The organism is Actinomadura spongiicola, assembly GCF_003432485.1.
Lineage (GTDB): Bacteria > Actinomycetota > Actinomycetes > Streptosporangiales > Streptosporangiaceae > Spirillospora > Spirillospora spongiicola.
On sequence record NZ_QVNQ01000018.1, the window covers coordinates 25,369 to 37,416 of the forward strand.

A 12,048-nucleotide genomic window follows, 5' to 3' on the forward strand; every position below is an offset into this window, starting at 1 on the left:
TGTTAACGGCGCCAGAAAACGCGTTCATTGTTGACCCTGGCTGGAACCGGTGTTCTTGTGGATTTCCCGGCTGCGCGGCTCCTGTGGCCGCGGCCATGGCCCGATCCTTCGCCAGGGGGTTCCACCATGACGGACACCAGAGCAAGGGGGAAAAACGAGATCCAGATGAACGTCGCTGTGGTCGGCGTTCTGGGCCTGGCCGTTCTCGTGGCGGCGCCGGTGTCCGCGGCCTCCACGCGCGGTGTGCCCGAGATCGAGATCGGGTATGTGAACGGCTCGGGGTGCCCGGACGGGTCCGCGACGGTCGAGGCCGACGCGAACGGATTCGTCGTCAGATACAGCGCCTACGCGGTCAGGATCGGTGGCGATGCCAGGCCGTCGGATGCCCGGCGGAACTGCCGGCTCGGTCTGAAGGTCACGCTTCCGGAGGGGCTCACCTACGCGGTCGCCGGGTCTGACCATCGCGGCTCCATGCGGTTGGAATCCGGGGTGCGGGCCATCTTCCGGTCAGCGCATTACTACGGCAACCATTCGGATCGCCACCCGCTCCGGCGCGACATCAAGGGGCCCGGGAACGAAGACTGGGTGATCAGCGAGACGCGCGGCGGCGCTCAGCTCTTCTGGGTGCCGTGCGGTGAGAAGTGGGGCCTGATCCTCAGCACCGAACTGGTCTTGTCCGGCTCTGACACGTCCAATGCGAGTGTCATGGACATGAACTCCGGCCTTGGCAGCGCCTACCGTTTCGCATGGAGAACCTGTCCGTGACGGGTCATCGAGACAGGTGATCGCCTTTCCGGTGGCCGGGTCGCCGGGCTTTCCCGGGGCCGTGCCTGAGCAGGTGCGCGTGCAGGAGGGCCGCCACGGTGGCGCACGCGGCGGTGCCGAGGAGGCTGGCGGTGCCGAGTTCTCCGCGGACCGCGTACGAGGAGACCGACACGGTGAAGACGCCCGTGCTCATCGCGAGGGTGAACCCCAGCGCGGGGGCCGCGTACGGGACGGGCAGGGTCGCGGCGCCCAGCAGCAGCGCACAGAGGATCAGGTCCGGCACGAGGAAGAGGTTGTCGTCGCGCCAGGAGTCGTGCAGGAACAGGAAGACGAACGTGGACACGCTGATGACGACCGCGAACACGCGACCGAAGCGGATGAGGTTCATGCTTCCAGCACAGCGGGACGGGCGTCCGGGACGCATCGGGCGGCGGGCCGTGAAACAGCGGCCACTTGGAGGAGCGCGGGCTCCTGCTCGCGGTGGAGATCGGCTCCGTGGGCGGCGACCTAGGATGTGCGTGTGTTCGCCGACCGGGTGGAGAACCTCCTGTCGCGCCGGTTCGCGCCGCTGCGTTCGGGGCTCGTCGCCGTCCTGGTGGCCGGTGATCTGGCGCTCATGCACCGTCCGGAACGGGGCGCCGACTGGGTGCTGGTGCTGGCCGCGTACGGCGTGTACACGGCCGCGGCGCGGCTGCCGTCGCCCGCCGTCGCGGGGCTGGCGGTGGTCCTGGGGCTCGTCGAGGGCGCGGGCTCGACCATGGTGACACCGGTGAAGGGCATGCTGGCGGTCGCGCTCTTCGAGCTGGCGGTGCGCCGCCCGGCACGGGAGTCGCTCGCCGGAGCGGCGGCGTTCGCGTTGGCGGTCGCCTGCGGATGGATCGGTGAGCCGCCCGGGACGGTGCCGCCCGCGCTGTTCCGGGTCGTGGTCTTCCTCACCGTCCTGCTGCTCGCGGGCGCCTACATCCGTTCCGCGCGGGCGGCGGCGCGGGCCGCGCGGGAGCGGGCCGCCGCCGAGGCGCACGCCGCCCGCACCGCCGAGCGCACCACGATCGCCAGAGAGCTGCACGACCTGGTCGCCCATCACGTGTCGTCGATGGTCCTGCGCGTCGGCGTGGCCCGGCACGTCCTTCCGGACTCCGCGCCCGAGGTCGGCAAGGTGCTGGACGAACTGCACGCCACGGGCACCGCCGCGCTGGACGATCTCAGCCATCTGGTGGCGGTGCTGCGGGACCCGGCCACGGCGCGCGGGGAGCCGCCGCCGATCGAGCCGGACGCGCTGCCCGCCGCCCTGGCACGGGTGGTCGAGCGGCGGCGGTCCGCGGGCATGGCGGCGGAGGCGTCGATCGACCCGGCGGTGGCGCGGCTGGACCCCGTCCGGGGCGTCACGCTGCTGCGGCTCGTCCAGGAGGGGCTCGCCAACGTCGCCAAGCACGCCGGGCCGGACGCGACGGTGCACCTGTCCGCGCGGGTGGGGCCCGGCGCCGTCCACCTGGTCATCGACGACGACGGGCACGGCGCGCCCGGTGACCCCGGCCACGGGCTCAGCGGGATGCGCGAACGGGTGGACCTGCTCGGCGGGACCTTCGAGGCGGGCCCGACCGGGTCCGGGTGGAGGCTGGCGGCCGAGCTTCCCCTGCCCGTGACGGCGCGGCCGTGATCCGCGTCCTGGTCGCCGACGACCAGCAGCTCGTGCGGATGGGGCTGCGCATGCTCTGCGAGTCGGCCGGCGACGTGCGGGTCGTCGGGGAGGCGGCCGACGGCGTGGAGGCGGTGGCCCTGACCGGACGGCTCGGCCCCGACGTGGTTCTCATGGACCTGCGGATGCCGGGCCTGGACGGCGCCGCCGCCACCGAGCGCATCGTGGCGGCGCACCCGTCCACGCGGGTGCTGGCGTTGACGACGTTCGGCGACGACGACCACCTGTATCCGGCGCTCGCCGCCGGGGCCTGCGGCTTTCTCCTGAAGAGCGCGCCGCCGGGTGACCTGCTCGACGCCGTGCGCAAGGCCGTCGCGGGCGGCACCCCGTTCAGCCAGGAGGTGCTCGGACGCCTCGTCGGACGGGCGGTGAGCGTCCGGGCGGTGGCCGACCCGGGCGACCTCACCCCACGCGAGCGAGAGGTGCTGGCGCTGGTCGCGGCCGGGCTGTCCAACCAGGAGATCGCCGCACGGCTGCACGTCGGGGTGACGACGGTGAAGACGCATGTCGCCGCGCTGCTGGCCAAGACCGACTGTTCGAACCGGGTCCGGCTGGCCGTGTTCGCCGTGCGCGCGGGCCTGGCGTCCGGCTGACCGGCCGTGGGCCTCACGTGGAGGCCGGGACCTTCTCCTCGCGGGACGCCTTGACCTTCGCCACCGTGTCGCGGAGCAGGCCGGGTGCCAGGCGGCGGTGGACGGCGGACATCGCGGGCCACAGGAGACGGCCGGGGAGACGGTCGTAACGCAGATGGGTGATGAGGGACACCCGGCCGTCCGCCGCTCGGACGACCAGGTTGCCGCTCACGAACCAGGAGGCCGCCTCAAGCCGGATCCAGCCGTCGCCTCGTTCGGTGATCCGCCATCCGGCCACGGTGTCCGGTGACCGACCACGGGCGAGGCGCAACCCGAGCAGGCCGCGCCAGAGCAGCCGCTCCCCCACGGTGGGGACGTCGCCGAACATCGCTCGGGCCCATTGCTCGGGGGTCGCGTCCACGGTGGTGGGGATGGTGAACATGTCGGCGTAGTCGGCGTCCGGCATCGAGCTGAGCGCGCGGAGGTCCGCGGGGACGTCGCGGGTTCCCTCGACGGTGGCCGGGACGGCGCCGCTCAGCGCGGCCTCCCAGCGACGGGTCAGCGACGGGTAGACGATCAGGTGGCGGAACGGCGCGATGGCGGCCATGTACAACCGTCCGAACAGGCCGTTGGGCTTCACGAGGACCGCCATGCGCAGTTCGTGTTCGCCGTCCGCGGCCGGTACCCACCCGAGGTGCATGACCGCGTGGACGGTCCGGTTCGCCAGTTCGAGGGCGGCTTCGTCGTCGAGTTCGTAGACGGCGGTCAGGGGCAGGCGGTCGGATCCGTGGCTCGTGAGTCCGGAGTCCTCCGGCAGGCGGGTGCGCAACGACCGGACGCGCTTCGCGACACCCTGCTTGTCGTCGTCCCAGCCGAGGAGCGCACCGAGCTTCCAGCGCACCGCGAACAGGAACCGGATCGGCAGGGGGTCGGTCTCAGGGTTGTCGGCCGCCCGGATCGCGGCGAGTGCCCCGGGAAAGTCGTCCGGCCCTTCGGCGGACGTGCGGAACGCCCACACGTCCTGCAACCGGAAGTCGGGAGCGAGCTCGTGGATCCGCCAGGGTTGAGCAGTGTGGGCGGCTGCCGGGAGCCTCATGGTCGCCATCACCTTCCCGTCGAATATACGCTTGCGTACAACATGAGGCTAAGCCAGATATACGGGTGCGTATATACGTGGGAATGGTGAGGTGGGACACATCGTGGCCGCTGTTCGCACGCCGCGTGACCGGTGGGTCGAGGAGGGTCTGCGGGCGCTGGCCGAGGGCGGTCCGGACGCCGTCCGCGTCGAGGCCCTCGCGAAGCGGCTCGGTGTCACCAAGGGCGGCTTCTACGGGTACTTCGCCGACCGTGAGGCGCTGCTGGAGGCGATGCTGGACGCCTGGGAGCGGGAGAGCACGGACGACGTGATCGACCGCGCGAGACGGGAGACCGACGATCCGAAGGCCATGGCCCGGCTCGCGGGCGCGCTCACGTTCTCCGGCGACCGGCTGCTGCCCATCGACCTCGCGGTCCGCGACTGGGCCCGGCGGGACGAGGCGGTCGCCGAGCGGCTCCGGCGGGTGGACAACCGGCGCATGGACCTGCTGCGCGAGGTGATCGGGGGCCTCTGCGCCGACCCCGACGAGGTCGAGGCCCGCAGCCTGCTCGCCTTCTGCGCGGCGATCGGCAACCACTTCCTCGCCGCCGACCATGGCGGCCGCACCCGCGCCCAGGTCCTCGCCCGCGCCACCGACCTGCTCTTCACCCCTGACCACTGACCCCACCGACGCGGCAGGGCCCCGCTCCGGGGGACGGAGCGGGGCCCTGCGCGGTGGTGCGGGTCAGACCAGGCCGGACTTCTTGAGCCAGGCTTCGGCGACCTTCTCCTGATCCTCCTTGTCGATGACGACGCGCTTCATCATGTCGAGGAGGTCCTGGGTGGTGAGCTTGGCGGACACGGCGTTCAGGGCGGCCCGTCCCGTGGCGTTCACCGACGACTCGTGGACGAGCGGCGTGACGTTCTGGGCGCTGAAGACGTTCTTCGGGTCTTCCAGGACGACGAGTTTGTTCTGCTGGATCGTCGGGTCGGTGGTGAACAGGTCGGCGGCCTGGATCTCGTTCTCGGTGAGGAGTTTCACCAGGGTGGCCTGGGCTCCGGCGTCGAAGGGCTGGAACTTCTTGAATTCGAGGCCGTAGGCGTCCTTGAGGCCGACGAGGCCCTGGCGGCGGGTCTTGAACTCCGACGGGCCCGCGATGACGAGTTCCTTCGCGACCGGTCGAAGGTCGGCGATGGACTTGAGGTTGTACTTGGCGGCCGTCTGCGCGTTGACGGTGACGGAGTCCTTGTCCTCGGCCTGCGCGGAGTTCAGGATCTCGACGGACGGCGGCAGCTTCGCCTTGAGCGCCGCGTTGATCTCCTCGGTGGTCGCGGCGGTGCTGCTCTTGTCGACGGACGTGGTCAGCAGCGCCCCGTTGTACTCGGGCATGACGCCGATGCCGCCCTTGACGACCTGGTCGTAGTAGACCTCGCGGGCGCCGATGTTGAACTTGCGGGTGACCTTGAGGTCCTTCGCTTCGAGGGCCTGGGCGTAGATCTCGCCGAGGAGGTTGCTCTCGGGGAAGTTGGCGCCGCCGACGGTGACGGTGCCGCCGTCGCCGCCTCCGGCGAGCGGGTTGTCGTTGTCGCCGGAGTCCCCGCCGCAGGCGGTCAGGGTCAGGGCGGCCACGAGGCCGACGACCGCGCCACGGATCAGTTTCTTCATGGTTCCTTGTCCTTCGGTCAGCAGGGGCGGGCGGTCAGGAGGGGCGGGCGGAGCCGAGCAGGCCCGGTGAGACGACGAGACGGCGCAGGCCCGCGAAGATCAGCTGGACGATCAGCGCGAGCGCCACCACCAGGACCGTGCCGCCGACGACGAGCTGGTAGTCGCCCCTGGCCAGGCCGTCGATGATGTAGCGGCCGAGGCCGCCGAAACCCGGATAGGCGGCGATGGTGGCGGTGGCGACGACCTGGATCGCGGACGTGCGGAGCCCGAGCAGGATCAGCGGCAGCGCCATCGGCAGCTCGGCGTGCCACAGCACGCCCCAGCCGGTCATGCCGACCCCGCGGGCGGCGTCCTTCGCGTCGGGGTCGACGCCGCGGACGCCCTCGAAGGTGTTGACGAGGATGGGCGGGACGGCCAGCGCGACGAGCGCGACCAGGACCGGCGTGATGCTGTAGTCGATGACGACGACGAACAGGACGAGCCCGAAGGTGGGGATCGCGCGGGCGACGTTGGCGAGGGTGATGGCGAGGAAGCCGCCGCGGCCGGTGTGACCGGCGAGTAGACCGAGGGCCAGCCCGATCACGGCGGCGCACAGCAGCGACACCCCGCTGTACCAGACGTGCTGGAGCAGGCGGTGCGGGATTCCGTCGGGACCGTGCCACTGGGAGGACGCGGTCAGCCACGTCCAGGAGAGTTCGATCTGGTTCCACAGTTCGTTCACGAGGCGCCTCCGCGTGCCCGCGCCCACGGGGTGAGGAGGCGCTGGACGGTGACCAGGATCGCGTCGGTGACGAGGGCGAGCAGGACGATCAGGACGGTGGCCGCGACGATCTGCGTCTGGAACTGGAGCTGGTAGCCGCGGATGATGTCGTAGCCGAGGCCGCCCTGCCCGATCAGCTGGCCGACGGCGACGAGACTGATGGACGACACGGCCGCGACCCGGGTCCCGGCGATGACGACCGGCACCGCGATCGGCAGCTCCACCTGCATGAGGCGGCGGAGCGTTCCGAAGCCCATGGCGGTGGCGGCCTGCCGGACGGGTTCGGACACCGACGCGAGACCGTCCACCACGTTCGGGATCAGCACCGACAGGCTGTACAGGGTCAGCGGGATCATGACGGTGGACGCGGTCAGCCCCGTGTACTGAATGAAGATCATGAAGAGGGCGAGCGACGGGACCGCGTACAGGATGTTCGCGATGGTGAGCGCGGGCGGGTAGAGCCAGCCCCAGCGGCGGCACAGCACGCCGAGCGGCAGCGCGATGAGCAGCCCGAACAGCACCGGGAGCAGCGCCAGCCGGAGATGGACCAGCGCGTGCTCGGTGAGCGAGTCGCGATGGTCGGCGATCCACGCCCAGTCGATGTCCATCAGCCGTCGCTCCCGGCGCCGTGACCGGTGCCTCCGGCGCCGTTGCCGTGCGTGGGGACGGCGAGCAGGTCGCTGCCGGCGGCGGTCCCGACGACCGCGCCCGCGTCGTCGACGCCGACCGCGAGGCCGGACGGCGACAGGACGGCTGCGTCCAACGCGACGCGCACCGAGTCCGATCCGACGCGGAACGTGGGGCCGACCGGTGCGAGCGGCGCCTCGGACAGGGAGCCGCCGATCTGCGCGGGCCGCGTCCAGCCGAGGGGGCGGCGGTCCTCGTCGACGACGAGGATCCAGTCCAGGCCGGTGAGGTCGGCGGCGTCCGCGGTCACGGGACGGACCGCGTCGTCGCTGAGTCGCAACTCGCCCGTCCCCGCGAACGACAGCGTGCGGATGCCGCGGTTCTGGCCGATGAATCCGGCGACGAAGTCGTCGGCCGGGTGGGCGAGGAGGTTCTCTGGGGTGTCGACCTGGGCGACTTTTCCGCCGGTCCGGAACACCGCGATGGTGTCGCCGAGCTTGATGGCCTCGTCGATGTCGTGGGTGACGAACACGATCGTCTTGTGCAGTTCGTCCTGGAGGCGGAGGAACTCGTCCTGGAGTTCGGCGCGGACGACGGGGTCGACGGCGCTGAACGGCTCGTCCATCAGCATGATCGGCGGGTCGGCGGCGAGGGCCCGCGCGACGCCGACGCGCTGCTGCTGCCCGCCGGACAGCTGGAACGGGTACCGCTTCGCCATCGAGTGGTCGAGCCCGACGCGTTCCATCAGCTCCAGGGCCCGTGCCCGCGCCTTCTTCTTGTTCCAGCGCAGCAGGTACGGGACGGTGGCGATGTTGTCCTCGATGGTGCGGTGCGGGAACAGTCCGGCGTGCTGGATGACGTAGCCGATGCCGCGCCGCAGCTCGGCGGGCCTTTGCTCGCGGACGTCCCGCCCGTCGATGAGGACCCGGCCGGACGTGGGCTCCACCATCCGGTTGACGGCCCGCAGCGCCGTGGTCTTGCCGCCGCCCGACGTGCCGACGAACACGGTGATCTCGCCCGTGGGGCAGTCGAGGCTGACGTCGTCCAACGCGACGGCGCCGCCCGGATAGCGCTTGGTGACGCCCTCAAAGGTGATCAAGATTCTGTCCTCGTGGGGCGCCCTCGACGCCGATGATCGACTTAGGCCTTCGCGTCAACCGTAACCAATGCGCACGGTCGGCGCAGAGTCCCGGGGTATCCGGCAACTCGGACCTAAGCATAACGACCGGTAATACCGGGAAAGTACCGTTCTTTATGCCCGGGTTCCTAACCGGGCCGTTCGCCGGTGGAGGCGCGGACGCGCAGGGACGGCTTCCGGACGACACGGCGCTCACGCGGCCCGCCGTCGACCTCGCCGTCGATGACGTCCACGACGAGCTGGACGGCCGATTCCACGATTCCGTCGATGTCCCAGTCGACGGTGGTGAGCGGCGGGGTGAGCAGCGCCGACATCGGATGGTCGTCATAGCCGCAGACCGCGACGTCGCCTGGAACGGCGAGGCCGAGTTCGCGGGTGGCGGCGTAGACGCCGTAGGCGATGGAGTCGGCGAAGCAGAACACCGCGGTGGGACGGTTCGGGCCGTCCAGCACCCGCAGGGCCACCTCGGTCGCGGCGGCGAACGACTGCTCCGGCACGGCGACCACGTCGACCCGCAGCCCGAGCCGCTCGGCCTCGGCGTTGACGTGCACGTCGGCGGGACGGTCGGGCGTGCTCGCGCGGGTGGAGGTGAACACGGTGAGCCGCCGGTGCCCGAGGTCGCGCAGATGCTCCAGCGCGAGCGTGACGCCGCGCCGGTTGTCGAACACGACCTCCCCCTGCGCCGTGCCGCCGCGCAGGGCGTCCCCGATGGACACCACCGGCACCGTCCCGGGCAGCTCCGCCCACAGCGCGGCGGACGGGTCGAGCGGCTGGACGATCAGGCCGTCCACCCGCTGGTCGCGCAGCCGCCTGGCGAGCGCCAGCTCCCGCTCGGGGTCGCCGCCCGCGTCGACGATGAGGGCGTAGCGTCCGCGGGCCAGCAGCGCCCGGCCGATGCCCACGGCGAGGGACTGCTGCCAGTAGTCCTCCAGGGAACCGCACAGCAGGCCCACCTGGTCGGTGCGGCCCCTGGCCAGCGCCCGCGCGATCGGATGCGCCTCGTAGCCGAGTTCCGCGGCCGCCGCCCGGACCCGTTCCTGTGTCTCCTCCGAGGTCTGGATGCCGCGCAACGCGTACGACACGGCCGCGGGCGACAGCCCCGTCGCCTGCGCCACTTCCCGGATGGTCGCGCGCTTGCGCCTGTCCGACATCCTTCCAACCCTAGATGCCGCCTCCGACGAAACGAGCGCTGACCAGGGGTGGCCACATGATGGCCGGGGGTGGCCCGGGCGGGTGGAGCCTCCGGTGAGCCCGACCGGGGGAGACGGGCCCACCGGAGGCGGAGGGTCCGGCCGAAGCCCGCTCACATCGGCCGGACACCTACATTCCCTTCAGCGCACACACCCGCCGACGTGTCACACCTGCGTTTTCTTCCGATCCAGAGGTCGCTCGGGGCCCACGCCGCGACAGCGGTCACGAGGCCCAGAACCGTCGACCCCGGACCCGTCGACGCCAGAACCGCGGTGTTCCCCCCGAGCGTCACGGCCGACCGACTTCACCAATGGTTCGGAGCGTCGCACCGGCTCCAGCGACGCGTGCAGGCGGGTTCGCAACCATGCCGCGCCCGGACGTTCCACGAGCCGGTGCACGGCGTAGGCGGCCACCAGGGAAGCGCCCACCACCACGCCGAGCGCCGTCCACCGGTCGAGCCCCGGGTACAGCGCGTCCAGGAGGGGAAGCGCGAGCTGCGAGTGGACGAGGTACAGCGGATACGTGAGCGCGCCGAGGACCGTCAGCCCGCGCCACCGCAGCCGACGCAGCCTGCCCGTCGCGACGAGGGCCATCACGGCGAAGATGCCGGTGATGACCGCGCTGACCACGACCTCGTCCGCGCCCCGGAAGGCGTGCTCGGCGCGCCACGCGCCCCAGCGCAGCGCCATCAGGTACGCGGCGGCGACATACCCCCACAGCAGCAGGGTCGGCCCGAACCGGTGGATCAGGTAGAACGCCATGCCCGCGATGAAGTACGGGCTCCACGTCGGCACCAGGATCACCTGGAGCAGCCTGTGGTCGGCCTCGTCCGCGAACAGCCCACCGAACATCCAGAGCGCCATGAAGACCAGGCAGGAGCGGTAGCCGATGCCGACCGCGGCGAGGATCGCGGCGAGGAAGTAGAAGTGCAGCTCGACCCAGAGCGTCCAGTACACGGCGTCCACGTTCCGCAGCCCGAGCCCGCCCTGCACCATCGTCAGGTTCGGAAGGACGAGGCCGGGAACGCCGTTCCCCTGCCGGAAGACGCCGTGGATCGCCGCGCCGAGCAGCACGCTCACCCAGTACGCGGGCATCAGCCGGACCAGCCGGGACACCCCGAACTCCCCCGGCCCGCGTCCCCAGGCGCTCATCAGGATCACGAACCCGCTGATGACGAAGAACAGGTCCACGCCGAGGTACCCGAACCGGGTGACGGGCGCGATCTCGGGGAAGACGTCGGCGGACGGCTCCGGCCAGGCGCCCGCCCCGCCGAACCCCGTGAAGTGGTACAGCACCACCGCCAGCGCGGCGAGGAAGCGCAACAGGTCGAGTTCGCGCAGCCGTTCCCGTCGGGTCACCGCGGAACCCTCTCGGCGCCGGGTTTCCGCGCCCGAGCCGGAAGGTGAACGGCGGGTGGAGGTGAGGACGCGATTCCACGACGGCGGTTCCGGACACGAGGCGGTCACACCGCCGCGTACACCCGCGGCGCGTTCGCCAGATCAGTAAGATGCCGGTGCATCCCCCGCAATTGAGGCGTGACGATGGGGTGCTCCTGGACGATGGGTGGTCACCGATGACTTCTCGCCGCGCCCGACGCGGCGCGGCGACTCTCGTGCTGTGCCTGGTGCTGGTGGCGACCCTGTCCGCGACGGGATGCTCCGTGTTCCAAGGGTCGGTGCAACGGTCCGCGGCTGCGGACGGCCCGGGGCAGGGCGACGGGCCGGAACGCCGCCGGGGCCCGTCCATGGTGATGTTCCTCGGCGACAGCTACACCGTCGGCGACCGGGGCCTCGACCCGGAGGCGACGTTCGCGTCCGCCACGGCGCGGCTCCTCGGCTGGCAGGTCGTCGCCGCCGGACGCGCCGGAGCCGGGTTCGTCAACAAGAGCGCGGGCGCCGCGTACCTCGGCCTGTTCGAGGGCCAGCTCGGCTGGCGGCCCGCGCCGGACCTGCTGATCGTGTCCGGCGGTCACAACGACTGGCGCGTCCCGGCGCCACAGGTCGCCGCCGCGGCGCATCTGGTGCTCGACCGCGCGAAGCGGCGCTGGCCCGGCACGCACATCGTGCTGATGGGCCCGCTGTGGGGCTCGGGGGAGCCGACGCCGGGCGCGGTCGCCGTCCGGAACGCGCTGAAGCACCTCGCGGGGCAGCTCGCCGTCCCGTTCGTCGACCCGATCGGCGAACGGTGGATCACCGGGACGCGGAAGGCGCGGACGGGCAACGCCTTCCGGTTCATCAAGCGGGACGGCACCCATCCGACCCCGGCGGGCCACCGCTACATGGCGACCCGCCTGGTCTCGGACCTGCAACGGCTGGGCCTCGACCGGCCCGTCCGGAAGGACTAGCTGTACTGCCCCGTGAGGTTGGTGACGCGGCTGGCGGGTGGTTGGCCGCCCAGTGCGGTGTGTCCGCGGTGATGGTTGTAGATGTGTAGCCAGGGCGCAAGGGCTTGGCGGCGTTGGGTTTCTGAGTGGTAGGGCCGGGCGTAGGCCCATTCTTGGAGCAGGGTGCGGTGGAAGCGTTCGACCTTGCCGTTGGTTTGGGGCCGGTAGGGGCGGG

At 71.5% G+C, this 12,048-nt stretch carries 14 protein-coding genes; 5 read left to right on the forward strand and 9 right to left on the reverse strand.

Going from position 1 to position 12,048, the window contains the following annotated elements:
* The first annotated feature begins 126 nt into the window (after window positions 1–126).
* On the forward strand, window positions 127–765 hold the full coding sequence (locus D0T12_RS34120) for a DUF4360 domain-containing protein (protein WP_117405164.1): 639 nt from the start codon (window positions 127–129) through the stop codon (window positions 763–765).
* Window positions 766–769: 4 nt separating this feature from the next.
* Here D0T12_RS34120 and D0T12_RS34125 read toward each other — a convergent pair whose 3' ends face one another.
* Window positions 770–1,153, reverse strand: coding sequence for a hypothetical protein (locus D0T12_RS34125; RefSeq protein WP_117405166.1), 384 nt, complete (start codon window positions 1,151–1,153; stop codon window positions 770–772).
* Window positions 1,154–1,285: 132 nt separating this feature from the next.
* On the opposite strand from D0T12_RS34125, the gene D0T12_RS34130 reads away from it, so the two are divergent.
* Together D0T12_RS34130 and D0T12_RS34135 are read left to right on the forward strand one after the other, a co-directional pair.
* The gene (locus D0T12_RS34130; RefSeq protein WP_199487869.1) at window positions 1,286–2,422 is read left to right on the forward strand and encodes a sensor histidine kinase; all 1,137 of its coding nucleotides are present in this window, start codon (window positions 1,286–1,288) and stop codon (window positions 2,420–2,422) included.
* Window positions 2,419–3,054, forward strand: a complete 636-nt coding sequence (locus D0T12_RS34135) for a response regulator transcription factor (RefSeq protein WP_117405168.1) — start codon at window positions 2,419–2,421, stop codon at window positions 3,052–3,054. Before D0T12_RS34130 ends, D0T12_RS34135 begins: the two co-directional genes overlap by 4 nt.
* 13 nt (window positions 3,055–3,067) lie before the next feature.
* Here D0T12_RS34135 and D0T12_RS34140 read toward each other — a convergent pair whose 3' ends face one another.
* On the reverse strand, window positions 3,068–4,129 hold the full coding sequence (locus D0T12_RS34140) for a DUF2867 domain-containing protein (protein WP_117405193.1): 1,062 nt from the start codon (window positions 4,127–4,129) through the stop codon (window positions 3,068–3,070).
* Window positions 4,130–4,232: 103 nt separating this feature from the next.
* Here D0T12_RS34140 and D0T12_RS34145 point away from each other — a divergent pair, with 103 nt between their 5' ends.
* Window positions 4,233–4,790, forward strand: coding sequence for a TetR/AcrR family transcriptional regulator (locus D0T12_RS34145; RefSeq protein WP_199487870.1), 558 nt, complete (start codon window positions 4,233–4,235; stop codon window positions 4,788–4,790).
* 63 nt (window positions 4,791–4,853) lie between these two features.
* Here the strand turns inward: D0T12_RS34145 and D0T12_RS34150 are convergent, their stop codons facing one another.
* The 6 genes from D0T12_RS34150 to D0T12_RS34175 all read right to left on the reverse strand — a co-directional run bounded on the left by D0T12_RS34150 (window position 4,854) and on the right by D0T12_RS34175 (window position 10,848).
* Window positions 4,854–5,774, reverse strand: a complete 921-nt coding sequence (locus tag D0T12_RS34150; protein WP_199487871.1) for an ABC transporter substrate-binding protein — start codon at window positions 5,772–5,774, stop codon at window positions 4,854–4,856.
* A gap of 34 nt (window positions 5,775–5,808) precedes the next feature.
* Complete coding sequence (locus D0T12_RS34155) at window positions 5,809–6,495, reverse strand: ABC transporter permease (protein WP_117405198.1); 687 nt, start codon at window positions 6,493–6,495, stop codon at window positions 5,809–5,811.
* Window positions 6,492–7,142, reverse strand: a complete 651-nt coding sequence (locus D0T12_RS34160; RefSeq protein WP_117405171.1) for an ABC transporter permease — start codon at window positions 7,140–7,142, stop codon at window positions 6,492–6,494. Before D0T12_RS34160 ends, D0T12_RS34155 begins: the two co-directional genes overlap by 4 nt.
* Complete coding sequence (locus D0T12_RS34165) at window positions 7,142–8,260, reverse strand: ABC transporter ATP-binding protein (protein ID WP_117405172.1); 1,119 nt, start codon at window positions 8,258–8,260, stop codon at window positions 7,142–7,144. Before D0T12_RS34165 ends, D0T12_RS34160 begins: the two co-directional genes overlap by 1 nt.
* Window positions 8,261–8,427: 167 nt before the next feature.
* Window positions 8,428–9,450 (reverse strand): LacI family DNA-binding transcriptional regulator, encoded by a 1,023-nt coding sequence (locus D0T12_RS34170; RefSeq protein ID WP_117405174.1) that lies wholly within the window; start codon window positions 9,448–9,450, stop codon window positions 8,428–8,430.
* 204 nt (window positions 9,451–9,654) lie between these two features.
* Window positions 9,655–10,848, reverse strand: coding sequence for an acyltransferase family protein (locus D0T12_RS34175; RefSeq protein WP_158581730.1), 1,194 nt, complete (start codon window positions 10,846–10,848; stop codon window positions 9,655–9,657).
* 215 nt (window positions 10,849–11,063) lie between these two features.
* Between D0T12_RS34175 and D0T12_RS34180 the strand changes: the two genes are divergently transcribed.
* Window positions 11,064–11,834: an SGNH/GDSL hydrolase family protein gene (locus D0T12_RS34180; protein ID WP_117405178.1), complete on the forward strand. Its 771-nt coding sequence runs from the start codon at window positions 11,064–11,066 to the stop codon at window positions 11,832–11,834.
* Here the strand turns inward: D0T12_RS34180 and D0T12_RS34185 are convergent.
* Window positions 11,831–12,048, reverse strand: a 218-nt coding sequence (locus D0T12_RS34185; protein ID WP_147339688.1) for an integrase core domain-containing protein, incomplete at its 5' end; no start/stop codon positions are given. The two genes, D0T12_RS34180 and D0T12_RS34185, sit on opposite strands and share 4 nt — an antisense overlap.

Excerpts from the sequence above, each read along its gene's own strand:
- D0T12_RS34160 (WP_117405171.1), bottom strand. The coding sequence starts at position 7,142 with ATGGACATCGACTGGGCGTGGATCGCCGACCATCGCGACTCGCTCACC.
- D0T12_RS34180 (WP_117405178.1), top strand. The coding sequence starts at position 11,064 with ATGACTTCTCGCCGCGCCCGACGCGGCGCGGCGACTCTCGTGCTGTGC.
- D0T12_RS34140 (WP_117405193.1), bottom strand. The coding sequence starts at position 4,129 with ATGAGGCTCCCGGCAGCCGCCCACACTGCTCAACCCTGGCGGATCCAC.
- D0T12_RS34150 (WP_199487871.1), bottom strand. The coding sequence starts at position 5,774 with ATGAAGAAACTGATCCGTGGCGCGGTCGTCGGCCTCGTGGCCGCCCTG.
- D0T12_RS34125 (WP_117405166.1), bottom strand. The coding sequence starts at position 1,153 with ATGAACCTCATCCGCTTCGGTCGCGTGTTCGCGGTCGTCATCAGCGTG.
- D0T12_RS34120 (WP_117405164.1), top strand. The coding sequence starts at position 127 with ATGACGGACACCAGAGCAAGGGGGAAAAACGAGATCCAGATGAACGTC.
- D0T12_RS34170 (WP_117405174.1), bottom strand. The coding sequence starts at position 9,450 with ATGTCGGACAGGCGCAAGCGCGCGACCATCCGGGAAGTGGCGCAGGCG.